Origin of the sequence: Rhodanobacter sp. DHB23 (assembly GCF_014842975.1) — a bacterium.
Classification (GTDB): domain Bacteria; phylum Pseudomonadota; class Gammaproteobacteria; order Xanthomonadales; family Rhodanobacteraceae; genus Rhodanobacter_A.
On record NZ_JACYXK010000015.1, the window covers coordinates 1 to 24,245 of the forward strand.

Here is a 24,245-nt window from a genome sequence, read left to right on the forward strand (position 1 = left end):
CGCGGCGACGGCCGGCGCCTGCCCGGGCAGCGCCGGCGCAGGCGTGGCCGGCGCGGGAGCCGCGGGCGCGGCGGATGCCGCTGCCGTACCGGGCTTGAGGCTGTCCAGCAGCGCCGCGAAGCTGCCCTGCGGCAGGTGGCCTTGCTGCTTGAGGGAGGATTCCAGCCCGGCCAGGCCCTGCGCATCGGCCTTGCGCGCGGCCGCCAGTTGGCTGCGCAGGCGCTGGTAGTCGGCATCGGCCAGCGGCTGGCCATTGGCCTTGAGCAGGGCCGCGGCCAGTTCATAGCGCGCCTGCGCGTCGCGCAGGTCGCCGCGGTTGCCCAGCGCCTGCTGGCCCTGCGCCAGCAGGTTGGCCGCGGCGGTGTACTTGCCGTGCAGGAACTGGTCGTCGGCCTGGCCCAGGTAGGCCTGCGCAACCAGTTGCGGACCCTCCTTGGCGAGGAAGGGATTGTCCGGCTGCAGGCTGCGGATGCGGGTCAGCGATTCCAGCGCCTTGGCGCTGTCGTCGGCCGCTGCCGCGCGCCGCACGGATTCGATGCGCGTGGCCACTTCGGCGGTGGCGGCTTCCTGGTCGAGCTGCGCCTGCGCCTGCGCCTGCAGGGCGGCCAGCTTGTCGCGCTGGGCCAGCAGCGGCGCCGACTGCGGCGCGTACTGCAGGCCGAAGTTCACCAGCGCCAGGTCCTGCGGCAGGTGCATGGCGTCGGTCTGCTGGCCCGCGCTACCGGCGATGGCGCTGCCCAGCGCATCCACCAGCTTGCGCGTTTCCGGCGAGGTGTCGTTGTGCAACGCCGCCATCGCGGCCGCCACCGACTGCTCCCACTGCGCGCTGGCCGACGGCGCGGCCACCAGCGCGGCCAGCGCGCTGCGCGCCTGCGGGATGCCCTGCACTGCCGTGCCCGGCGCCGGCGCGACCGGCGCGGCGGCGGCGGCCAGCGCGGCCAGTTGCGCCCCGCGCTGCTTCAGGCGCGCCGAGTCCGGGAACAGCCGGGTGGCCAGTGCAAGCTGCTGGCGCGCCTCGTCCGCGTGGTTCGCGCTGAGCGACTGGCCGATCGCGATGTCGTACTTCAGCTCCAGCTCGGCGTTGTGCAGCAGCGCGCTGTCCGGGTCGATGGCGCGGATGCGGTCCAGCGTGGCCACCGCGTTGTCGGGCTGGTTCTCGAAGATCGCGCCGGCGGCGATGCGCTGCGACAACTCGGTATCCAGCGTGTTGAGCAGGTCGTTCTTCTGCTGGGTGACTTCGCTGCGCCGCGTGTCGAGCCTGGGCGAGTACAGCTTGAGCTGGTCGCGCACGAAGAACACGTGCTGCGCGCCGGGGAAGTTGTAGCGTCCCTGCGCCGGGTTCCAGTAGGCGTCGATGCGCGCGAGCAGGTAGTTCTGGATCGTGTCGCCCTGGTCCAGCACCAGCCGCTTGCGGTCGTCCTCGTCGAGGCTGCGCAGCGCCGCCATCGCCTCGTTCTCGTTCGCGTAGCGGTGCGAATCGGTGGCAGAGAAGCGCGCGATCACGCGCGTGATGTGGTGCTGGTGCAGGTAGCTGACGGCGCCCCAGGTGCCGCCGGCGACGACCACGGCGGCGACCGCGCCGTAGCCCAGCCACGGTCCCAGCCGCTCGCGCAGGCCGATCTCGCGCATGCCCTCGATCAGCGCGCTCGCGGTCTGCAGGCGGTCCTCGGAATGGAAGGCCACCGCATCGCACAGCGTCTTGTACTGGCGGCGGGTCAGGCCCGGCACCGGCGGCGGCTTGCGGCCTTCCTTCAGCGCCACTTCGGCGCTCTGCTTGTCGAACGGGTGCTTGCCGGTGAGCAGTTCGAAGGTGACGCAGCCCAGCGCGTAGATGTCGTCGGAGGGCGTGGGCTCCTTGCCCTGGATCATCTCCAGGCTGGCGTAGGCCGGCGTCAGCGCACCCAGCGTGCCGGCGTCGAACACCGTCTCCTCGCCGGTGGCCTCGTTGAGGTGCTTGCCGGCGCGCGCGATGCCGAAGTCGAACACCTTGGCCACGCCGTCGCGCGTGACCATCACGTTGCCGGGCTTGAAATCGGAGTGCACGATGCCGGCCGCGTGCGCGCGCTTCAGCGCCCAGCCCATGCCCTCGATCAGCGGCCGCGCCTCGGCCAGCGGCATGCCGTTGAAGGCGCGCTCGCGGATCAGCGTGCGCAGGTCCGTGCCGTCGATGTACTCCATCGTCATGTAGACGATGGTGCGGTCCTTGTCGAAGTCGTAGACGCGCACGATGTTGTCGTGCGCCAGCAACTGCGCGCGGCGCGATTCGCGCTGCAGCGCGATCAGCGAGTCGGGATGGCGGCGGAACTCGTCGTTCAGCACCTTCACCGCGACGTAGGGATCGCGGTCGCGCGCCTCCACCTTGCGCTCGTCGCGGGCGAGGTAGACCACGCCCATGCCGCCGCGGCCGATCTCGCGCTCGAGCAGGAAGCGGCCCTTGAGCAGCATGCCCACGCTGGCGAATTCGCCGCTCTCGGCGCCGGCCACCTTTTCCCAGCTGGAGCGGTTGAAGCTGCTGCTGGACGAGGTGCCCTGCGTGCCGGTGACCGAGGTGAGCGGCGGCGCGTCGGCGGCAGGGCGATGCGAGGCGGGCGCGACCACGGTGGCGTCGGCGTTGCCGCCGGATGCCGGCGGCCGCGAGGCAGGCTGCACCACGGTCATGTCGGCGTCCCCCGGCGGTGCTGCCGGCGGCGGCGAGACGCGCACCCTGGTCACGTCGCCGTCGTCGGCCGGCGCAGGTTCCGGCGCAGGCGCCGACGCGGTCGGATGCAGGCTGCGCAGCTTGGCGGCCAGTGCGCGCGACAGCATGGGCTCGATGCGGCCGTCGGCGGTCATCGCCTCCAGCAGCGCGTGCTCGCCGCGCACGACGTCGTCCGGAAGTTCGCCGCGCGCGGCGAGCGCGTCGAACAGCCCCGGCAGCGTGATCCGCTTGGCCTCGTAGTCGGCAATCAGGTCGGCAATGGAAGTCATGGGATGTCTGGTCAGTCCTGGAGGCGCACGATCACGGCGGAAATGTTGTCGCGCGCGGCGCGCTGCAGCGACAGGTCGAACAGGCGCGCCAGCAGGGCCTGCGGCTCGGGCTGGTTGCGGGACTCGACGTCGAGTTCCTCGTCGCCGAGCTCCTTGTTGATGCCGTCGGAGCAGAGCAGGAACTGCGTGCCGGGGCGGTTGCTGGCCACCACCCAATCCATGTACAGGCGGTCCTCGGCGCCCACCGCGCGGCTGAGCACGCCGGCGCCCGCCTGCGGCGACGACGCGCCGCCGAACTGGGTGACGTCGTCCTTGGCGCCGTGCACGTGGTCACGGGTGATCTGGCGCAACTGGCCGTCCTCGTTGCAGTACGCGCGGCTGTCGCCCACCCAGCCGCACAGCATGAAGTCCTTGTCGTGCACCAACAGCACCACGGTGGAACCGATGATGTCGCTGCCGCGTTCCAGCGCGGTGGCGACCAGGTCGGCGTTGGTCTGCTGCAGGCTGTCCTCGATGGACTCGATGAAGTCGAACACGCTGCCGTTGCGCGGCAGGCGGCCGAGGCGCTCGACGATCATCTGGCTGGCGTAGTCGCCGGCGGCATGGCCACCCAGGCCGTCGGCGACCACCCACAGGCCGACGTCGTCGCGCACCAGGATCGAGTCCTCGTTGTGGCGGCGCACCTTGCCGGTCTCGGTGCGGCCGACGGACTGGTAATGCAGGGTCATGGCTGCACCTCGATCACGGCCAACGGCCAGGCGGCCGCGTGGGAACCCAGGCCGGCGGCGGCGGCGATGCGCGCGCAAGCGGCATCCGGCGACGGCAGGGCCAAGGCCTCGGCCAGCACGGGCGCGGGCAACTCGGCCAGCTGGCGGGTGGCCAGCAACAGCAGGCGGTCGCCGGTGTCGATCTCGCAGACGATCTCGTCGCAGATCGGTTGCGTGGACGCGCCCAGCCCGGGCGCCACCGGCGAGGTGCGGGTGAACAGCAGGTCGTCCAGTTCGCCGCCGAGTTCCGCATCGCCGGCGGGACGTTCGCCGCCGGCGAACAAGGGATGCAACTGCCCGGCCCGCCAGTGCCATGCGCTGGCGGTACCGATGCGCAGCAGGTCGGCCCAGCGCCCGGTGACGCGCACGGCGATCACCGCGCCGTCCTCCTGCACCGGCGTGGCGTGGCCCGCGGCCATCTGGCGCAGGCGCGTGTGCAGCACCAGCAGGCGCGTGCGCAGCGCCTGCATGCCGGCCACGAAATCGCTGGGCACGAAGCGGCCGATCAATTCGCTGACGGTGGCGGCGGCCTGGCGGCGCGGGTCGGGCGCGCCGTCGTCGGCCACCACCAGGGTCAGCGCGCAGTCGTAGCGATGCAGCACGCGCGCGCCGCCCACGCCCGCGGCGCGCTGGGTGACTTCCGCCGGGTCGGGTTCGTTGGTGCTCTGGGCGATGTCGTCGAGGCGTGGCGCCAGGTCGGCGAACAATTCGGAGAGGTCGTCGGGCAGGCGCACCGGCGGCGTGGCGGATGGCCGCGCCACGCGCGGCGCGGCATCGGTGGCCGCCGTCGCCTGCCGGGGCATGCCGGCGTGCGCCACATCGAGCATGCCGGCATACAGGGAGGGCTCGGGCAGGCCGCGGGTGGCCAGCACGCTGGCCGGCATGCGCGGCGCGCCCAGCGTCCACCACAACGCATGGCCGGGCGGCAGTTCGGCCCACAACGCGCACAGCCAGCCGGTGTCGACCAGCGACGGCAACGGCAGACGCCAGTGGGTGGCGCCCTGCCAGTCCAGCGTCGGCACCGCGGCCGGCGCGGCGGCGCCCGGGACCAGCGGATCCGGCAGCGCGGCGACGCGCGCATCGAACGCATCGACGCCCTCGCCACCCGCCTGCGCCTCGCGGTGCGCGCGTTCAGCGGCGTCGAACCATGCATCGTTGCGCAAGGCCACGGCGCTGGCGGCGGCATTCGCCAGCGGCGCGGCGATGGCCATCGGGAAGCAGCGCCCCACCCTGTCGGTCGCCGTGCCGGTCACGCCGGCCCAGGCCTGCTCGCCGCAGATGCCCGGCGACAGCACGAAGCGCCACACCGCGGCATCCTGCCAGGCCTGCGCCCAGTCGTCGCCGATCTGCGCGCGGCTGGCGCTCACCGCCTGTTCGAAATGGTGGTCCCACGCGTCCACGAAGGACGCCGGCAGCCGCCGCTGCACGAAGTCCCCGGTACCGGGAAGCTTGCCGAAGAATCCCACCCCTGTCGGATTCGGCATGCGGTCATCCCCCGCACCGGAAACGCTGCACTTCCGTGTTGAGGAACGGGTTCTTCAGGTTGCCGGCCTGGATCACCAGCTTCGCCACGTGGCCGCCGAAATTGAAGCTGGCGAGGAAACGCAGGTCCGACTGCTTCTGCAGGTTCGCCGCCTGCAGCGCGCGGAAGAACGCCCAGTCGCCCTGGTAGTCGAAGGTGCTGAGCAGGGTGCCCGAGGCATCCCAGGCGGACACCGTGACGTGGCCCGGCTGCGGCCCCGGCCACTTCATCGCCATGCTGCTGGCGGCGCCGGGCTGGTAGGCGAACTTCTGGCCGTCCACGTCGAACTCCAGCTTGGCGATGCCGGCGTCGAGCTGCGGCGCGGTCACGGTGAAATCCACCTCGGGCACGTTGCCGGCGCGGAAATACATCTGGCGGATGTCGTCGGCCATCTGCGCCTGCGCCAGCAGGCCTGGCGGGCCGGCCACCGCGCCGGGGCCGGTCTTCCACTGCCAGTTGCTGCCGCTGGCGTCGACCAGCTTGGCCAGGGTCTGCTTGTTGAACGCGTCGAAGCTGCCGCCGTTGCCGAACAGCTCGCCGAAGTTCTGCAGCGGGATCTCGGTGCGGCTGTCCGGCGCGAACGGATAGCGGCCGCGCACGAAGCTGGCGCAATCCTTGCCCACCGCCTGCTGGAACTGGTCGCCCAGCGCGCCCTTGGTGCCGCTGGCCACCAGCGACTCGCTCTTGCCGGTGAGCGAGGCCACCCAGCCGGACACCGGCGCCGGCAATTGCGCGGCCTGCTGCTGCGCCAGCAGCAGCTGCGGATTGGGTTGGCCCGCGGCGTTGCTGAAGTCGGTCATGGTCAGCAGGGTCTTGCCCAACTGGTCGAGCGCGGCCAGCGTCTGGTCGATGGGCGCGGCGCCCGGCGCGCCCGCGCTGAGCTGGTCCAGCGTGGCGAAGTGCGCGGTGATCGCCGCGCCCGGCTGCTCCGCGGGCGCGGCAGGCGCGCCACCGCCCGAGGAGGCCAGCGCGCGGGCGAGCGCGTTCTGGGTGAGCTTCTGCTCGGCCTTCTTCTCCGCTGCCTGCTCCGCGCCAGCCACGGCCTTGCCCTCCGCGTCCTGCGGCGGCGCCTTCAGCATGTCGCTGGTGTTGTCGCGCACCGTGTTCAGCAGCGCCTTCAGCGGCGAGCTGGGGCCGGACAGCTTGGCGGCGATCGCGCTGGCGTCCTGGATGCTGGCGACCGGCTGCAGCGCGAGGTCGGCGAGCAGGTCGTCCCAGGCCTTGATGTAGTCCTGCTCGTACAGCGCGATCACCTGCTGCGTGAGGCGGGCCTTCTGCAGCGCGTCGATCTTGCTGGCGCCGAACACCCAGTCGTCCTTGGCGAACTGGTCCACCGCCTGCGCCACGCCCTTGCTCGCCTCGTACTGGAACATCGGCTGCGTGTACAGCGCCGGGATCGGCACGGACAGCGCCGCGCCGCTCTTGCGCAGGAACACGCTGCCGAGCAGGCCCAGCGACTTGTCCAGCTGCAGCGGCGGATAGTCCGTGTTGCCGGCGCCCAGCTTGAGGTTGCCGTAGATCAGGGTGGGCAGGTCGGCGGTGCGCAGCGTGTTGCGCGCCTGCTCTACCAGGGTGGGATCCAGCCCCAGCGCGCGCAGCCGGCCCGGCTCGTCCACGAGGGCGTGGAAGTGCTTCGCCAGCGCCTGCTGCAGCACGGTGTCGCCCGGGAATACCTTGCGCCACTCGATGTCGGTGAGCGCCACCAGCTCGTCGGCGTTCTGGTGCGCGGGCTCGCCCAGCATCAGGTAGCCCTTGAGGTAGTAGTACAGCGCCTGCGGATCGCCGGCGTTGCCGGTGAGCCCGCTGCGGAATTGCGCGGCCACGCCCGGCAGCAGCAGGCCGTTGAGCTCGCGCAGGTAGGCGTCGTGCACCTCGTCGCCCACCGCGTTGCCCTGGTAGAGGCCGAAGCGCATGCCCATCGGCACCTGGCCCTTGTACTTGTTCGCCGCGTCCTGCACGGCGGACAGGCCTTCCAGCCGCGCCAGCACGCGGGCGAAGTATTCCTTCTGCGTGGTCGCCGCATCCACGTCGCTTTGCGCCGGGTAGGCCTGCAGCGCGGCCTGCACCTGCGCGAGGTAGCCGCGGTTGCGGCCGAAGCTGGTGAAGAAACCCGCCACCAGCAGCGCCGTCAGCAGCAGCACGCCGGCATACGAGGCCACCTGCAGCAGCACCTTCTGCCGCTCCAGCGCCGGGTTGGTGCCGGCGAAGCCGGACTCGCCGAACAGCACTTCCTTCAGCAGCCGCTCCACGAAGAAGGTGCGCCGCTGCGCGCCCGGCACGTGCAGTTGCGCCGCGTCCACCCCGAAGGTGCGCGCCACCGCACCCATCATGCGGTCGATCGGGGTGCCCTCCTGCGTGCCCGAGGTGAGGTAGACGCCGCGCAGCAGCGGCGGCGCGGCATAGGTGTGGCCGGTGAACACGCCTTCCACGAAGCGCTTCGCAATGTCGCGCAGCGCGGACAGCTGCTGCGGGAACGAGAGGATGGCCGCGCGCCGGTTGCGGTCGCGCTCGGCATGCAGGCGATCGAGGATGCGCGTGTCGAGCTGGCGCAGCAGCAGGTCGAATTCCTCGCCGAAGCGCTTGGCCGCGCTGCCGTCCATGGTGGCCTCGATCGGGAACGAGAAGCCCCACACCTGGCTGCGCAGTTCCGGCGGGAGGTCGTCGAAGAACTCGCCGAAGCCGGCGACCAGGTCGCACTTGGTGAAGCTCAGGTACACCGGCACGCCGATGCGCAGGTGCGTGGCCAGCTCCTCCAGGCGGCGGCGGATCGCCTGGATGTGCCCGGCCAGCCCCGCCTCGTCCAGCGTGAGCAGGTCGGACATGCTCATCGCGATCACCACGCCGTTGATCGGCCGGCGCTTGCGGTACTTGCGCAGCAGCTTGAGGAACTCCGCCCAGGCCGAGGCGTCGGCGTCGCGGTCGGAATCCTGCAGCGTGTAGCGGCCGGCGGTGTCGAGGAACACCGCCTCGTCGGTGAACCACCAGTCGCAGTTGCGCGTGCCGCCCACGCCGCGCAGCGCCTCCTTGCCGAAGCGCTCGGACAGCGGGAAGTTGAGCCCGGAGTTCTGCAGCAGGGTGCTCTTGCCCGAACCCGGCGGGCCGATCACCACGTACCACGGCAAGGCATAGAGGTTGCCGCCGCGGCGCGTCTTGCGCAGGGTGTCCACCGCCTCCTGGAAACGCGCCTGCAACTGGTTGCGCTCGGCGCTGCTGCGGTCGTCGCCCTGCGCGCCCTGCCCGGCCAGCTCGCCCGACATCTGCTGCGCCTTGCCGCGCGCGCGCCAGGCGCGGATCTGCAGGATCGCCAGCCACACCACCACGATCAGCACGATCAGCAGCAAGCGCGCGGCCGCGCCGGCCAGCGGCTGCGACGAACCGATGCCCAGGTACGGGCCGCCCAGCCAGATCAGCACCGCCAGCAGCAGGATGCCGACGAGGGTGATGAACCAGCCGCTTTTCAACACGCTGAGGAACTTGGCCACGGACTCAACCCTCGGGGATGTACATCAGTTCCACGCGCCGGTTGCGCGCGCGGTTGTCCGGCAGGTTCGGCGGCAGCGCGATCGGCTTGGAGTCGCCCGCGCCGCTGGCCTCGAGCCGGCCGGGGCTGTCCAGGCCGTCGCTGAGCACCTTGAGCACCGCGTTCGCGCGCGCCGCGGAGAGCGCGAAGTTGTCCTTGAACTTCAGCGAGCGGATCGGCTGGTCGTCGGTATGCCCCACCACGATCACCCGTCCCGGCACCTGGTTCAGCGCGGCGGTGATCTTGTGCAGCAGCGGCAAGGCCGCATCGGCGACGTCCACGCCGCCGGAAGTGAACATGCCGGTGGCGGAGAGCCGCACCAGCTCGTGGCCGTTGCCCTGCTCGACGATGGCGAGCCGGCCGGCCTGCTCCTCCGGCGCCAGCAGTTGCTTCAGGGTGGGATGCGTCGGCGGCGGGTTGGTCTTGTCCAGTTGCGCCATGGCCGGCGGCGTGGCGCTTTCCAGGCCGATCTGCGCCAGTTGCGCGCTGACCGGCGCGGACAGGGTGTTCAGCCGCGCGTGGAAATACAGGAAGGCGCCGAGCAGCAGGCAGGCCGCCGCCGCCGCGATCACCCACAGCGGCACGTAGCGGATCAGCGGATTGCGCCGGTCCTGGATGCCGCGCCAGTGCGGCGCCAGCTCCTGCGCGGCGGGCGCGCGCTGCTCGCGGATGCGCCGGTACAGGTCTTCCTGGATGTCGGCCAGCTTGGCGCGGCCGCCCGCTTCGATCAGGTAGCGCCCGCCGAAGCCCAGCGCGAGGCAGATGTACATCAGCTCGATCAGGTCGAGGTGACGCGAGAAATCCGCGCACAGCCGCTCCAGGATCTGGAAGAACTTGGCGCCGCCGTAGGACTCGCCGTGGAAGGTCACCAGCAGGGTCTGCTGCGACCAGCCGCTCTGCTCGCCCCAGGGCGCGTTGAGCACCGCCTCGTCCAGCATCGCGCACAGCACGTAGCGCGCGGCCAGCGCGGTCTGCTGCGGGATGTTCGCCTGCTGCGTGTGCGCCTCGAACTTGCGCACCTGCGCCATCGTCTGCTCGCGCAGGTTCGCCGCGTCGGGCGGCGTGGCGCTGTGGCGCAGCTGCACCGAGAGCAGCAGCAGCGGGCTGGCCGCCTGCACCAGCGGGTTCATGCCGCCGCCGAGGAAGGCGCTGATCTCGGCCGGCGTGGCCTGCGCGGCGCGCGCGGCGGGTGCAGGCGCCGGTGCGGACGACCGCGCGTAGGCGGGCGCGGCCGGTGGCGGTGCGTATGGCGCAGGCGCTGGCGTCGCTGCGGGCGTGGCCCCGCGCGGACGCACCACGGTGGCGTCGCGCATCGCGTCGTCGTCTTGCGGGCCCCTTGGAGTATTCACGTCAACCTCCCCTGATCGCCCAGAGCTGCAGGTCCAGCCCCGCGAAACCGCTGCCGAAATGGAACGCGATGCCGCCGGAGGTCTTCAGTTCGCGCCACATCGCCGCGTGGCGGTCGAACTCGAAATACAGGTAGCCGGCGTTGTACGGGATCTGCCGCGGCGCCACCGGCATCGGCGACACCGGGATGCCCGGCAGCTGCAGGTTCACCAGGTCGCGGATCTTCTCCACCGGGCCGATCTTCGATTGCGCGGGCAACTGCCGGCGCAGTTCCTCGGACTTCACGTCGGCCTTCGCCGCCAGCACGAAGGCGGCGTTGTCCAGCAGGGTGAGGTCGGGCACCACCGCCACCCACACGCCGAACTTGCGTTCCTGCAGCGGGATCGGCGTGGCGTTCTGCTCCATCACCGCGCTGAGGCTGGCGCGCAGCGCGGCGATCAGCGGCTCGAAGCTCTCGCGCAACGCTTCGTGGCGGTACGGCGGCAACGCGCCCGGGCGCTTGCCCGGCGCGGTGAACGTGGCCAGTTCGCCGGCCATCGTCACCAGCGTGCGATAAAGCTCTTCGGGATGCAGCAGCGGCGCCTCGGCCAGGTGCGCGATCAGCGGCTGGCAGCGGTTCACCACCTGCAGCAGCAGGAAATCGGCGATCTCCGCCGCGCCGCCGCGGTCGGTCAGCGCGACGCGGCTGGCCAGCGCCTCGCCGCGCTGGTGCAGCAGGCCGAGCAGCTCGGTGAGGAAGGTCACCAGCCGCGGCACCGCCTGGGTGGACAGGCCGGTGGGCATGAAGGCGTCGTCCAGCATCACGCGTCGGTCGGTGCGGCATTCCACGATGCGCGCCAGCGGCATGCGGGTGAGCCCCTCCATCGGTTGCGACTGCGGCAGCAGGCGACCGCTCATGCCGCCCACTTCCAGCGGCGTGGTGCCGTCGGTGCTGCCGGAGGCGTCGCGCACCTCGGCCTCGCGCACGCGGAAGCGGAACAGTTTCTCCGCCGGCGCCTCGGGCCGCCCGCTGTCGGGCTGGGTGGGCGAGCGCAGCGGCAGGGTGAGGTACACGGTCTGGTCGCGCCAGTTAGCGTCCACGTCCAGCGGCGGCGGCAGCGGATCGTCGCCGGGCATCGCGAACGGCGTGCCGTCGGGGAACACGCCGCGCGCCTGCCTGATGCCGAGCTTGCCGATCGCCAGCAGGTCGGTTTCCAGTTCCAGCTCGTGGAAGCCCCAGGCATGCGGGCGCAGGTTGCCGGCGCGCAATTCCACGAAGCGCTCCAGGTAGCGCTCCTGTTGCTGCAGGTGCTGCGGCCGCAGGAACAGGCCCTCGCTCCATACCACCTTGTTGTTCTGCGTCATGCGTTCGCTCGCTTGTCGTGGTTCTCGCCGGCCCGCGGGTTACGGGCGTCGCGCCTGCCCTGCCCGCAGCGCCGATTTCAGCCGCGCCAGCTGTTCCTCGTAGGCGCGCGCGAATTCGTCGCCGAACAGCCGGCGGAAGCATTCGTCGGGATTGCCCATCAGCTCCTCGAAGTGCTCGCGGTAGCGGTCCCAGTAGCGGCCCTTGCCGCCGAAGGCCGCACGCTTGGCACCACCGTCGGCCTCGTGCTCGAAGCGGTCCGGGTTGAAGTGCACCAGCAGCGATTCGAACGCCGCGCGCACGCCGGCCAGCATCGCCATCTGGTGGCAGCGGATGTCCTCGAAGGCGTCCTGGAACGCGGCGCCGCCGGACAGGAAGGCCGGCCCGGTCGGCGCGAGGATGCGCTGCACCGCCTCGTCCGGCGTGGGCGCGAACTTCAGCGGGTTGTTCTCCGAGCGCTGGATGATGGTCACCGGCAGGCGGAAGGTGTTCTTGATCTCGGCGCGCGCGCGCAGCACGTCCATCACGCCGTCGGCGACGATGTGCAGGATCTGCTCCAGCTCGGGCGGCAGGCCGGTGGCCGCCACCGGAACCGCGGCAGGCGCGGCGAACGGTGCTGCCGGCGGCGGTGCGATGGGCGGCGCGACCGGCGGCGCGGCGGGCGCCGCTACGGGTGGCGCGGAACCCGCGGCCGGTTCCGGCACGGACTCCAGGTCGCCCATCGTCAGGTCCCAGTCCTCCGGCAGCATCTGCGCCTGGCGCTGCACGTCGGTGATCGGCGGACGGAAGTGGTCGGCCATGCCCGCGGTGTGGTTCCAGCTCGGTATGGGCTCGGACTGCGGCGCCGCGGGCGCCGCGGCCGGCGCGTAAGGCGCGTCGAGGAAACTCAAGGGGTCGAGGTCGCCGCTGATGACGCCCGCCGCGTCCGGTATCAGGCTGGGGCCCGCGGCGGCCACCGGTGCGCTGGCGGGCGCGAGCAGGTCGGACAGGCCGAAATCCAGCAGCGGATCGCCGGACATCGCCGCAGCCACCGGCGGGGCCGCCGGCGCGGGGGCCGGCGCAGGCGCGGCCGGGGCCTGCAGCTGCACCGAGATCTCGAAGGTGTCGATCTGCAGGCGGTCGCCCTCCTTCAGCGCGGACGGTTCGCCCTTGGGCATCGGCGCGCCGTTGAGCAGCATGCCGTTGGTGCTGCGGTCCTCGATGAAGTAGACGCCGTTCAGGCAGCGCACCATCGCGTGGATGCGCGACACGCCGGGCGCGCCCAGCACCCAGTCGCAATCCTCGGAGCGGCCGATGCTGCCGCCGCTGCCCGGGAAGGATCTCTGGCTGCGGCTGCCGAACTGCGCGGCCTGCTGGCCGAGCACCGCCAATGTCAGTGTCTGCATCGACACGCTCACGCTCCCCTGGTTTCCGCGCCGGCCGCATCGCCGGTGCCGAGCAGGCCGAGCGCGCGCGCGATGAACTCCGCGCGGCGCGCCGCGAAGCGTTCGGTCACCAGCGCCGCCATCAGGTTGACCGCCGCCACCGTGGCGCAGGCGGTGAGGTGCTCCGGCGGCGGCACCGGATGCTCCTGCACCGCCGGCGCAAGGCTGCCGCCCGACCAGCCCGCCGCCGCGGCCAGCCACGCGCCCAGCGACTTGTAGCCGCCGGAGTTGGCGAACTCGAACGCGGCGCGGCGGTTGCTCTCGGTGGGCTCGCGCACCCATTTCTCCGCCAGCGAGGCGCCGGCCTTGTCCTCCAGCTCCAGCGGCTGGTCGCGCGCGCACTGGCACAGCCACGCCACCGCGTAGCGCTTGGGCAGCAGCCGCGCCAGCAGCTTCAGCGCATCCGGCACCGCGCCGGCGTCCAGCAGCGACTGCACCGCCGCCTGCGGCGTCATCTCCTGGCGCAGATGCGCCATGGCCCCCGGCGACAGGCCCATCTGCATCGATGCTTGCATGATCGCTGACATGGCTCCCCCTTAGCCGATCATCGTGATGGCACCACCCAGCTTCGCCATGGCGTCGGCGTTGAGCTGCAGCATCGCCCCCTTCACCGTGGTCATCGCACTGCCCTCCACGTCCATCATCGCGTCCGAGTGCACCTTCACGCTGGCGCCGGAACCGATGTCCACCGAGGCCTGCCCCGCCACCTTCACCGTGGCGTCGCCGGAGATCGAGATGTTGACGCCCTTGATGTCGATCTCGCCCGAGCTCTTCAGCGTGATGCTGGCGGCGCCGCAGACCAGGTCGATCTCGGTGCCGGCGGTGAGCGAGAACTTCTTGCCGATGCTGGAGGTGCCGTTGCCGGTGACGCTCAGGCTGTCGTCGTTCTGCACCGTGACGCTGCGGTTGTGCTTGACCGTCTCGGTCTGGTCGTTGTCGACGGTCAGCGTCTGGTTGTTCTTGACCTCGGCGGTCTGGTTGTTGTCCACGGTCAGTGTCTGGTCGTGCTTCACTTCGGTGGTCTGGTCGTTCTCCACCGTGAGCGCCTGGTTGTGCTTCACGGTGGTGGTCTGGTCGTTCTTGACGGTGATCGTCTCGTCGTGGTCGATGGTGACCACGTGGTCGTGCTCCACCTCCTCGTGCATGTCCTTCTGCGCGTGGATGAAGAAATCCTCCTCGCCCTTCTTGTCCTCGAAGCGCAACTCGTTGGCGTCGTCGGCGCCGCCGAGCAGGCTGCGGCTCTTGATGCCGCTCTGGGTCTTGTTGTCGGGCAGTCCGTAGGGCACGGTGTTGGCGGCGTTGTAGACACTGCCGATGATCAGCGGGCGGTCCGGGTCGCCCTCGAGGAAGCTCACCACCACCTCCTGCCCCACGCGCGGCAGGCTCACCGCGCCCCAGCCCTTGCCGGCCCAAGGCGAAGCCACGCGCACCGGGCAGGAGCACTTCGCGTTCGGCTTGTCCGGCATGTTCCAGTGGAAATTCACCTGCACCCGGCCGTACTTGTCGACCGCGATGTCCTCGTCCGTGTCGCTGCCGGTGACGGTGGCGGTCTGCAGGCCGGCGATCTTCGGCCTGGCCGTGCGCTGCGCCGTGCGGAACGGCACGCTGCCCGGCAGCGCCAGGAAGTCGCAATGGAACTCGAGCAGGCTGCCGCTGCCGGAGGCACGCCCGCCGCCTTGCAGGTGGATCTCCGTACCGGTCAGCAGGTATTCCTGGTTGAGCTCGCCGCGCGGGTTGTCGCCCAGCGTGAACAGGTTGCCGATGCATGCGGCGCAGGACGACGTCATGCCGTGGTACCGCGAGCGCGCCGCGGTGACCGCCTCGGCGCGCATGCTGGCGTAGTGCTGGCCCAGGCCCGCATCGCCGTGCGCGCCGGGGAAGTCGAAGGCGCTGTGCTTGACCGCGGGGCTGTTGCCACTGCTGACCTGGGTGGCGAGCAGCGAAGCCTTGGGTGTCAGCGGGTTGTAGTCGGTCAGCTTGACGGTGGCGGCGTCCACGCCGCGCACGGCGCCGAACGCGGTGACGGTCGCCGCGTTGCTCAGCACGTCGTCGGCGCCGGGCACGAACGGCACCTTGTCGAACTTGCCCGCGGCGGAATGCGCCCCCACGCCATCGGCCAGCACCATGGTGTGCTTGCCCTGCTCGTGGGTGAAGAAGTAGTAGATGCCCTCCTGCTCCATCAGGCGCTGGATGAAGCTCAGGCAATCCTCGCGGTACTGCACGCAGTACTCGCGCTTGGCGTAGTTGCCGGTGAGGCTGAGCTTGACGTCGGTGTAGCCGGACTCCTGCAGCAGCAGTTTCACGATGTCCGGCACGGCCTGGTCGGTGAAGATGCGGCAGTCCACGATCTGCCCGAGCAACCATGGCGTGGGCACCAGCGTCACGGCGTATTGCGCGTACACCAGCGATTCGACCTTGTCGAAGCCATGCTGCGATGCCTCGCAGACCATGCCGTTGAAGTGGCGCTCGAAGCCGTCGTCCAACTCCAGCGTCACCGTCATCGACGAACCCAGCAGCGCGGTCAGGTCGATCTGCACGTCCTGGCTTCCGAAGCGGACTTCGTAGCGGAACAGCTCGCCCAATTGCTCGTGCGCCTCCATGTCCATGAAGAACAGATCGTCGCACTTGCTGGAGGTGATGGTGATGGGCTCGCTCATGCGACTACGCTCCCGGGAAATGGCGATGGCCGGTTGCCGGCGCCGCTCCCGCAGGACACCGTGCCGCCGGCACGCGGCAACGGCGCGCGGGAGGGCGGACGGACGGGCGGATGGGCATGGCGATCAAAGGGCGGCATGGGAACTCCTTCCCCCTGTAATGCGCATTCCGGCGGCATTTCGCGTCATGCGCCCGGAAATCCGCGGGACGCGGCCGCAAGCGATTGACCCGATGGCCTTTTCCCGCGACGGAAGGCACGCGATGGCGCGGCGGTCACGCCTCCCGGCGCGCCATCACCACCCAGCTGCGCACCGGCTGGCCGCACTCCTTGCGCAGGCTGTCCCCGGCGATGCGGATGTCGCCGAAGCCGGCCTGGCCGAGCGCATGCAGCGCGTGCCGGCGCGTGTGGCAGTAACGGCCGCTGGAGCTGAGCGTGGCGCGGTCGTCGTCGCCCTCTTCCGCCTCAAGCGAGAAGGCCAGCCAGCCCCCCGGCCGCAGGGCGGCATGGGCGGCGGCGGCCACCGGACCCAGCTCGCCGAAATACACCAGGGTGTCGGCGGACAGCACCACGTCCCAGGCCTGCCGGTGCTGCTGCAGGTAGGCGGTGAGCTCGGCCACTTCCAGGGCATCGTAGCCACCGCGCAGGCGCGCCTTCTTCACCATGCCGCCCGACAGGTCCACCCCGACCAGTCGCCGCGCATGCGGGCGCAGCAAGGGCGCGCACAGGCCGGTGCCGCAGCCGGCATCGAGGATGTCCAGCGACGCCGCCGGCGCCGGCAACACCGCGGCCAGCGCGGCGGCCAGCACCTCCGGCGCGCGGTAGTCCAGGTTCTTCAGCAGTTGCTCGTCGAAACTCTCGGCGAAGCTGTCGAACGTGTCGCGAACATAGTCGTCGTCCGCGCGCACCGGCGCCGCGGCCCCGCCGCAGGCCGCCAGCATGTGGCGCGGCACCGGGTTGTCCGGTTCGCGCTCCAGCCAGTCGCGGTATACCTGTGCGGCCTCGTCCTGCCGGTCCAGCGTGTAGAGCGACACGCTCAGCGCCTCCAGCGCCTGCACGAAGCGCGGCTCCAGTGCATACGCCTGGCGGAAGCAACCCACCGACTGCTCGACGTGCTCGACGCCCTGCGCGTTGTTGCGCAGGAACAGGCCCAGCAGGTAGTAGCCCTGTGCGAAGCGCGGCGCCGCCTCCAGCAGTTTCTCGAAGACCGCGAAGGCCTCCAGCGGGCGCTGCTGCGCCTCCAGCACCACGGCCAGGTTGCTCAGCGCATTGTGATGCCGCGGGTCGCACTCCAGCGCCCTGCGGTAGCAGGCCTCCGCCTCGCGCAGGCGGCCGCATTCCTTGTGGATGTTGCCGAGGTTGTTGTGCGCGTCCGGGTGCCTGGGCGTGATCCGCAACGCCGTGCGGATCAATGCCACGCCCTCGTCGCTGCGCCCGTCCTGGTGGCACAGCACGCCGAGGTAATGCAGCGCGTCGGGCTGCGCCACGCGCAGGTCCAGCACCTCGCGGTACAGCCGCTCGGCCGTGGCCAGCTCGTCGGCCTGGTGCGCCTGCATCGCCTGCTGCAACGCGATGCGCCAGGCAGGTTGCGCCGCCGCCCCGGCAGGCGGACGGACGAGGACATTCGCCGGGTTCCGGCCCGCGCGCCGGCTCACGCGATCAATACCGTGAAGCACCCCAGCACGATGGTGCCGCCATGGGCACAGGAATCGCCCAGGCGCGCGGCCGGCATGCCGCCGATCAGCACCGTCGGCGACCCCATGATGATGGTGTCCGGCGGTCCCACGCAGACCGCCATGTCGCTGATGCGCGCCGCCGGCAGGCCACCGATCAGCACCGTGGGCGCGCCGGGCCCGGAAATCGGGCCGCCGACATGGGGCACCGGGCCGGTGAGCATGGGGCAGACGTGCAGATCGGTAAGGCGGGCGGCTGGCTGCATCGGGGATTCCTCCTCTCCACCAAGCCAATGCGCAATCGACCGGGGATTCGTGTCATGGCGTCGCCCTGTTCGGCGCCCCCGTCAGGGAGGCCGCGCTCAGGACAGGCCCAGTTGCTTGATCGCCTTGCTCTTGATGCCGGCGAAGAAGCCCTTCTTGACATGCGTGCCCTTGTCGGAGGCCAGCCCTTCCAGCTGCAGCCGCGAGCTGTTGATGTTCTTGCTGGCGATCTTGAGCAGCGGGTCCATCTGCTTCTTCTTCATCGCCTCGATCCGGTCCATCCAGCCGGGCAGGCCGATGTCGGCGATGAACATGTTGGCCACCGCCGAGGTGTCGGCGCAGGTCAGCAGGTAGCAGCCGAGCACCGGGCAATCGTTGAACACGGTGAGATCCAGCGAATTGGGCTGTGCCAGCCGCTTGTTGCCGGCGCGCATGTCCTTGATGTCCAGTCCCAGGGAGAACAGCTGCAGGCCGATGCTGGCCAGCGTGTTGGCCACGCCGATGGCCGCGGTGGTCGCGGTGCCGAAGTCCGCGAACAGGCCGCCGATCTTGGCGCCGGTGGCGGCGGCTTGCTGCGCCAGCTTCACCGAATGCTGGGCCAGGTCGCGCTTGATGATGACCTGGATCGCCTCGGCCGCCGCATACGGGTCGCCCATGCGGAAGCCGCGCTTGTAGTCGTCGCTCTTGTAGAGGTGGTAGCCGTCCTCCGCCACCGCCTTGCCGGCCTTGGCCAGCTTCACCGAGCTGGTGACCACGCCGAGGAAGGGCGTAACCTCCGCCACCAGTTCATGCATCGCCTCGCTGCCGATCGCCTCGATCACCTCGTGGAGGTTGTCCACGTCGGCGCACTGGACCATGAAGTTCTGGAACGCCTCCTTCATGCCCGGCACGCTGGCGACCGTCTTGCTCGCCGCGCCGCCGCCCTTGGCCAGCTTGCCGATTCCCGACTTCAGCGACTTGCCGGAGGACAGCAGCGACTTGCCCGACGACAGCGCGCTGGTGGTGCCGAACTTGAGCCTGGTGCCGCCGAACATGTTCACCATCAGCTGGCGGCGCGCCTTGGCGAGTTCGCCAAGGGCGGTGAATTCGGCGCGACTTAGAGGGGTGGAAGGCATAACGATGCTCCGGATTCGTCAATTTGGACCCGCGTCGGCGTGCAAAATCCGCCCCTGCACCTTCTTTTCAAACCGAACCATTCCCGCCGCAATGGTTCAAATCAAAATTCAGGTCGTTCCCGTTGATCGACACCAACGTCGCCCCCATCAGGATGGATCGTGCGTAGTTCTTGTTTCCAGCACCGTCATAACTGACGACGCTGTTGGCCTCGTCAAACACGGCCTCCACGGGAAGGTGCAAGGCATAGGTGCCGGCACCCCCGGGCCACGCGCCCTGCAGGTAATTTTCAAGAAGGGCTTTCGCCAGGCGATACACCATCACTTTTACATCGATGTTCTTCAATCGTATGAAGGTCGACCTGTTCGCACCGGTGAATATCCCCTTGTTTATCGAGTTGACGACACTTTGATAGTTCCATCCGGCGTTATCCATGGAGCCCTTGCGATCGCTCCATGTCTGCCTTGACGACTCGCCGACCGGCAATACGTGCTTGTCGTAAAAGGTGTTTTGGGTCGCCCTGGAAAACAGGGTGACGATGACGGTCCTGGAAGGCCCGCCCTGCTGCTTGAACTTGCTCGTTACGGCATAGGTGATCGTGTTGTTGTCGAATTTTTTATTGTCGACCCGCATCGTCAGCCTCCAAGGATTTCAAGCACGGAACGCCATCACCCCAGGTTGGCATTCAACTGGATGATCTCCGCCCTCGACAGGAGATTCAGGCCATAGATGGTCTCGCCCTTGTCCTTGTTGGCGAAGTCGATCATGATGAAATTTGGCAGGTACAGCTTGAAGTCGGTAGCGTGCGACTCGAGGCCGAATGCACGCGGCACGTTGTTCCGCATGTAGTCGTAGCCGCCGTCGGCCCACAACTGCTTGAGGCGGTCCTTCGACCCCGTTGTCCAGGCCTTTTCGTCGCGACCCTTGATGCTCCTCACCATGCCGGTCTGCGTCCAGTACATCATGCGCAGCACGTCACGCGAGAGGTTCTGGGTATTGGCGTCGGCCAGGATCCGCGACTGCTTGTCGATGTTCTGCAGGAACTTCCCCTTGACCGGCGCGCTGAATGCGTACTTCTTGGGCTGGACGATCGAAGTCCCTCCCTTGCCGAAGTAGACCAGTCCGTTGATCGAGTCCGGCATCTGTCCGTTCGGGTAGAGGTTCACGATCTGCGCCGCGCCATCGGCGATGCCCTTGCCCGCCCTCTGCAGCTCCGCAAAGCCATCCGGCATGAAGGCGCAGACGACGGTTCCCGCCATATGGCTCAGCGTGTGGTCCGCGATATTGCCCGGCTTCGTGTACAACGCGGTCCTCAACTTCGTCCGGCAAGCCTCGAGGATCATTTCGTAGTTCGAGGACTTGTCGAATTTCAGTATCAGGAATTCGGTCGGGAATTTCGTCACGAAGCGCTTGGCGCTGGACAGGATCTCGTCCAGATCCATGCCCCAGTCGCCCAGGACCATGCGGGTCACGTCGATATTCCTCTGCACGCCGCCCACCGTCTTGCTGACCGTGGACGGTGTGTTTTTGCCATGGAAGGCCGAGAGCTTGGCGCCGGACAAGCCAACCCGCTGTCCGGCGATGCGGACGTCGAAGATCCGCACTCCGCGGTATGCCTGCGCGTAGATCGAGCGCTCCTGGGTCTGCGCCCTGGCGCCGCCGGACGTGATGGCCGCGTCGTGGCTGCCCGCCATCACGATCTCGTTGACCTTCTTTGTTCCGCCAAGCGAACTGTATTGAATAGCAGGCATGTGGGACCACCTCCGGGTGAAGCATCAAAGATATGAGCGAACCTGACTCTGCTTCCGTGTTTCTGCACCAGCGATCGACAGGATCGAAAGACCCACGCCGTCGAGCCGACCGCCGCTGGCACCTTCCATCACACCCTCGCCGAGCCTCATGGAAGTCCGCCCTTTTTGCAGGAAGTCATCCAGTCTCTCTTCGGAGCGCGCCCATTCCGACCGGAGGAAGGGCTATTTCTTTCCAGGCGTCCATACCGGCGGCGGGCCGGAAATCGCGTTGCTGCGGGGACGCCCGACGGTAGCGGGCGGCGTGGCGCTGACGGCGTTGCTCCGGGGCCGGGTTACGATCAGGTCGCGAGGGTCCCAGTCCAGATCCGGCCAGGTGAACTGAAACGCCGTGACAAACAAGGCCCAGCTATCGGCGCACTGTATGGCACGGTCGGTATTTGCCAGGGCCGCGCAGTCGGGAACCTTGTATGCGTGATCCACGGTACCCAGCACTTTGTGGCATATCTCGTGGTAAACCGTTTCGGCGGTATCCTTGGTGACCTTGGATGGGTGGAACCCACGCTCCCCGATGTAGATGCGCATCCCCGACCCCGTGTGCGCTTCGGTCGCAGCACTCGAATCCTTGTCCGCAAGCGTCTTCACGTACGCGTAGTCGCCAGCCCCCATGGGCACTACCCGGGTGCCCTCCAGCACGGTTTCGACCGCACCATGGCGCCCGGGCACGCCGGCTACCGCACGCTCGCACAGGCGCAACAGCTTCTCGCTCTGCCCCCGCGCATCGACGAAGGTAATCGTGCGACCGTCGTCCGTCAGGAAATCGTGCATCTTCCTGAGGCCCGCCTTGAGCCGATCGAGGTCTGCCGGCCTGGCAAAGAAAACCTTCAACAATTTCTGCGCCCGCTTGAAATCGTCGTTCATGCTCTCAACGGCCAGGGTGGAGCATTCGATGGCGACCTTGACGCCCTCCTCAAGTTTCGCCTTCTCCTGCTCGGTGAATTTCTGGGTTACCGGAGATTTCCGAGGCGGCCAGGAGTTGCCGAATGGTTCGAAACGGATTTTCATGGCGGGTTTCCAACACAGTTATAAGAAAAACCATTCCACCCGACGCTTATCAGAAACGAGGTCAGGTTCGCTTATGAATCGCCACCTCAAGCAAACGCATACGAAAACCCGGCATCCCCTGCTCCGACCCTAACCCCCGTCACAGGCACGCCATCGATCATCCGATTGAGAAACTCCCGCGAGATGTCCGGCAACATGGTGTTGGTGAGGATCGCGTCGATCATGCGGCCGCCCGATTCGCTCTCCGTGCAGCGGCTGACCACCAGCTTCACCACCTCGTCGTCGTACTCGAACGGAATCCTGTAGCGCGCTTCGACGCGCTTCTTGATGCGGCCCAACTGCAGCTTCACGATCTCGCCCAGCATCGTTTCGCTGAGCGGGTAGTACGGAATGGTGACCAGGCGGCCGAGCAGCGCCGGCGGGAACACCTTGAGCAGCGGCTCGCGCAACGCCTTGGCGATGCCTTCGGGCTCCGGCATCAGTTCCGGGTCCTTGCACAGGCCGGCGATCATGTCGGTGCCGGCGTTGGTGGTGAGCAGGATCAGGGTGTTCTTGAAGTCGATCCGGCGGCCCTCGCCGTCCTCCATCACACCCTTGTCGAACACCTGGAAGAAGATCTCGTGCACGTCGGGGTGGGCCTTCTCCACCTCGTCCAGCAGCACCACCGAATACGGCTTGCGGCGCACCGCCTCGGTGAGCACGCCGCCCTCGCCGTAGCCGACGTAGCCGGGAGGCGCGCCCTTCAGCGTGGAGACGGTGTGCGCTTCCTGGAACTCGCTCATGTTGATGGTGATGACGTTCTGCTCGCCGCCGTACAACGCCTCGGCCAGCGCCAGCGCGGTCTCGGTCTTGCCCACGCCGGAGGTGCCGGCGAGCATGAACACGCCGATCGGCTTGTTGGGGTTGTCGAGGCCCGCGCGGCTGGTCTGGATGCGCTTGGCGATCATCTCCATCGCGTGGTCCTGGCCGATCACGCGCTGTCCCATCAGCCTGGCCAGGTTCATCACGGTCTCGAGCTCGCTCTTGACCATGCGGCCGACGGGGATGCCGGTCCAGTCGGACACCACCGAACCCACGGCCACGTAGTCGACGGTGGGCAGGATCAGCGGGCTCTCGCCCTGCAGCTCGGCCAGCTGCGCCTGCAGGGCCTTGAGCTGCTCCAGCGTGCTGGCGCGTTCGGCTTCATCGAGGCTTGCAGGCGCTTCCGGCGCGGCGACGGCTTCGGCCTTGGCATTGGCCGCCGCTTCCAGCTTGCTGCCGGTGCCTTCCACCGGCGCGACGTCGCCACGCAGCTTGGCGCGCAGGGCGAGGATCTGCTCGACCAGCACCTTCTCGGCCTGCCAGTCGGCTTCCAGCTTCTCCAACCTGGCCTTCTGCGTGGCCAGCTTCTCGTTGGCCGAGGTTTCGCGCTCGGCCACCTCCACGCCCACGGTCTTCTCGCGGCCGATGATGGCCAGCTCGGTCTCCAGCGCCTCGATGCGCTTGCGCGTGTCGTCCACTTCAGCCGGCACGGCGTGCTGGCTCACCGCCACGCGGGCGCAGGCGGTGTCGAGCAGGCTCACCGCCTTGTCGGGCAGCTGCCGCGCGGGGATGTAGCGGTGCGACAGCTTCACCGCGGCTTCCAGCGCCTCGTCGAGGATCTGCACGCGGTGGTGCTTCTCCATCGTGCTGGCGACGCCGCGCATCATCAGGATGCCCTTCTCCTCGCTGGGCTCGTCGACCTGCACGGTCTGGAAGCGGCGGGTGAGCGCGGGATCCTTCTCGATGTGCTTCTTGTATTCGGCGAAGGTGGTGGCGCCGATGGTGCGCAGGGTGCCGCGCGCCAGCGCGGGCTTGAGCAGGTTGGCGGCGTCGCCGGTGCCGGCCGCGCCGCCGGCGCCGACCAAGGTGTGGGTCTCGTCGACGAACAGGATGATCGGCTTCGGGCTGGCCTGCACTTCCTCGATCACCGAGCGCAGGCGCTGCTCGAACTCGCCCTTCATGCTGGCGCCGGCCTGCAGCAGGCCCACGTCCAGCGTGCGCAGCTCGACGTCCTTGAGCGAGGGCGGCACGTCGCCGCGCACGATGCGCTGGGCGAAGCCCTCCACCACCGCGGTCTTGCCCACGCCGGCCTCGCCGACCAGGATCGGGTTGTTCTGCCGGCGCCGCATCAGGATGTCGACCACCTGGCGGATCTCGTCATCGCGGCCGACGATGGGATCGAGCTTGCCGCTGCGCGCCTGCTCGGTGAGGTCGACGGTGAACTGCCGGAGCGCCTCCTGCTTGCCCATCTGCGCCGGGCTCATCGCGCCGCTGGCCTCGCCCGGCGCGCCCGCGCCGCCCAGCTTGAAGCCGTCGCTGGCGTTCTGGCCGTCCTCGGGCGAACCGGCCACCACCTCGGCGAACTTCTCCACCAGGGTCTCGGGCTTGACCTTCTCGAACTCCTTCGACACGCCGAGCAGCGTGTTGCGCAGGTGGCGCAGGCGCAGCACACCCACCATGAGATAACCGGTGCGCACCTGCGCCTCGCCGAACATCAGGGTGGCGAACACCCAGCCGCGCTCGACCGCTTCCTCCACGTCGCTGGAAAGGTCGGAGATGCTCGTGGAGCCGCGCGGCAGGCGGTCCAGCGCGTCGGTGACGTCGCGCGCCAGGTTCGACGGGTTGAGGTTGAACTGCTTGACGATGCGGTGCAGGTCCGAGTCCTGCAACTGCAGGATCTGGTGGATCCAGTGCACCAGCTCCACGTACGGGTTGCCGCGCAACTTGCAGAACACGGTGGCGCTCTCGATACCCCGGTACGCCAGCTTGTTGAGCTTGCCGAACAGCGCGCTGCGACTGATTTCTGCCATGGACCTGCC

16 protein-coding genes are annotated in these 24,245 nt (G+C 69.1%); all 16 read right to left on the reverse strand.

Annotated features, from left to right (window positions below):
• A partial coding sequence (locus tag IHE47_RS00795; protein ID WP_192103192.1) for a serine/threonine-protein kinase occupies positions 1 to 2,967 on the reverse strand: 2,967 nt, incomplete at its 3' end.
• An 11-nt stretch (positions 2,968 to 2,978) separates the two neighbouring features.
• Complete coding sequence (locus IHE47_RS00800; RefSeq protein WP_192103194.1) at positions 2,979 to 3,695, reverse strand: PP2C family serine/threonine-protein phosphatase; 717 nt, start codon at positions 3,693 to 3,695, stop codon at positions 2,979 to 2,981.
• Positions 3,692 to 5,218 (reverse strand): type VI secretion system-associated protein TagF, encoded by a 1,527-nt coding sequence (gene tagF, locus IHE47_RS00805; protein ID WP_192103196.1) that lies wholly within the window; start codon positions 5,216 to 5,218, stop codon positions 3,692 to 3,694. Before tagF ends, IHE47_RS00800 begins: the two co-directional genes overlap by 4 nt.
• A gap of 4 nt (positions 5,219 to 5,222) precedes the next feature.
• Positions 5,223 to 8,738: a type VI secretion system membrane subunit TssM gene (gene tssM / locus IHE47_RS00810; RefSeq protein WP_192103204.1), complete on the reverse strand. Its 3,516-nt coding sequence runs from the start codon at positions 8,736 to 8,738 to the stop codon at positions 5,223 to 5,225.
• Positions 8,739 to 8,742: 4 nt separating this feature from the next.
• Positions 8,743 to 10,089 (reverse strand): type IVB secretion system protein IcmH/DotU, encoded by a 1,347-nt coding sequence (icmH, locus tag IHE47_RS00815; protein WP_192103359.1) that lies wholly within the window; start codon positions 10,087 to 10,089, stop codon positions 8,743 to 8,745.
• Positions 10,090 to 10,126: 37 nt separating this feature from the next.
• The gene (tssK, locus tag IHE47_RS00820; RefSeq protein ID WP_192103213.1) at positions 10,127 to 11,467 is read right to left on the reverse strand and encodes a type VI secretion system baseplate subunit TssK; all 1,341 of its coding nucleotides are present in this window, start codon (positions 11,465 to 11,467) and stop codon (positions 10,127 to 10,129) included.
• Between the two features lie 39 nt (positions 11,468 to 11,506).
• On the reverse strand, positions 11,507 to 12,856 hold the full coding sequence (gene tagH, locus IHE47_RS00825; RefSeq protein WP_343227412.1) for a type VI secretion system-associated FHA domain protein TagH: 1,350 nt from the start codon (positions 12,854 to 12,856) through the stop codon (positions 11,507 to 11,509).
• Positions 12,857 to 12,858: 2 nt separating this feature from the next.
• Entirely contained in the window at positions 12,859 to 13,416 is a 558-nt protein-coding gene (locus tag IHE47_RS00830; RefSeq protein WP_192103215.1) for a hypothetical protein, read from the reverse strand.
• A 9-nt stretch (positions 13,417 to 13,425) separates the two neighbouring features.
• On the reverse strand, positions 13,426 to 15,546 hold the full coding sequence (tssI, locus tag IHE47_RS00835; RefSeq protein WP_192103217.1) for a type VI secretion system tip protein TssI/VgrG: 2,121 nt from the start codon (positions 15,544 to 15,546) through the stop codon (positions 13,426 to 13,428).
• A 271-nt stretch (positions 15,547 to 15,817) separates the two neighbouring features.
• Positions 15,818 to 17,098, reverse strand: coding sequence for a tetratricopeptide repeat protein (locus IHE47_RS00840; RefSeq protein ID WP_192103363.1), 1,281 nt, complete (start codon positions 17,096 to 17,098; stop codon positions 15,818 to 15,820).
• A gap of 95 nt (positions 17,099 to 17,193) precedes the next feature.
• Complete coding sequence (locus IHE47_RS00845; protein WP_192103219.1) at positions 17,194 to 17,481, reverse strand: PAAR domain-containing protein; 288 nt, start codon at positions 17,479 to 17,481, stop codon at positions 17,194 to 17,196.
• 96 nt (positions 17,482 to 17,577) lie between these two features.
• Positions 17,578 to 18,594 carry a hypothetical protein gene (locus tag IHE47_RS00850; RefSeq protein WP_192103221.1) on the reverse strand — a complete coding sequence of 339 codons (1,017 nt, stop codon included), beginning with the start codon at positions 18,592 to 18,594 and terminating at the stop codon, positions 17,578 to 17,580.
• A 67-nt stretch (positions 18,595 to 18,661) separates the two neighbouring features.
• Positions 18,662 to 19,225: a hypothetical protein gene (locus tag IHE47_RS00855; protein ID WP_192103223.1), complete on the reverse strand. Its 564-nt coding sequence runs from the start codon at positions 19,223 to 19,225 to the stop codon at positions 18,662 to 18,664.
• 35 nt (positions 19,226 to 19,260) lie between these two features.
• Entirely contained in the window at positions 19,261 to 20,286 is a 1,026-nt protein-coding gene (locus IHE47_RS00860; RefSeq protein WP_192103225.1) for a hypothetical protein, read from the reverse strand.
• Between the two features lie 279 nt (positions 20,287 to 20,565).
• Positions 20,566 to 21,405 (reverse strand): M35 family metallo-endopeptidase, encoded by an 840-nt coding sequence (locus IHE47_RS00865; RefSeq protein ID WP_192103227.1) that lies wholly within the window; start codon positions 21,403 to 21,405, stop codon positions 20,566 to 20,568.
• 86 nt (positions 21,406 to 21,491) lie between these two features.
• Positions 21,492 to 24,236 (reverse strand): type VI secretion system ATPase TssH, encoded by a 2,745-nt coding sequence (gene tssH / locus IHE47_RS00870; protein ID WP_192103234.1) that lies wholly within the window; start codon positions 24,234 to 24,236, stop codon positions 21,492 to 21,494.
• Between the last annotated feature and the right edge of the window lie 9 nt (positions 24,237 to 24,245).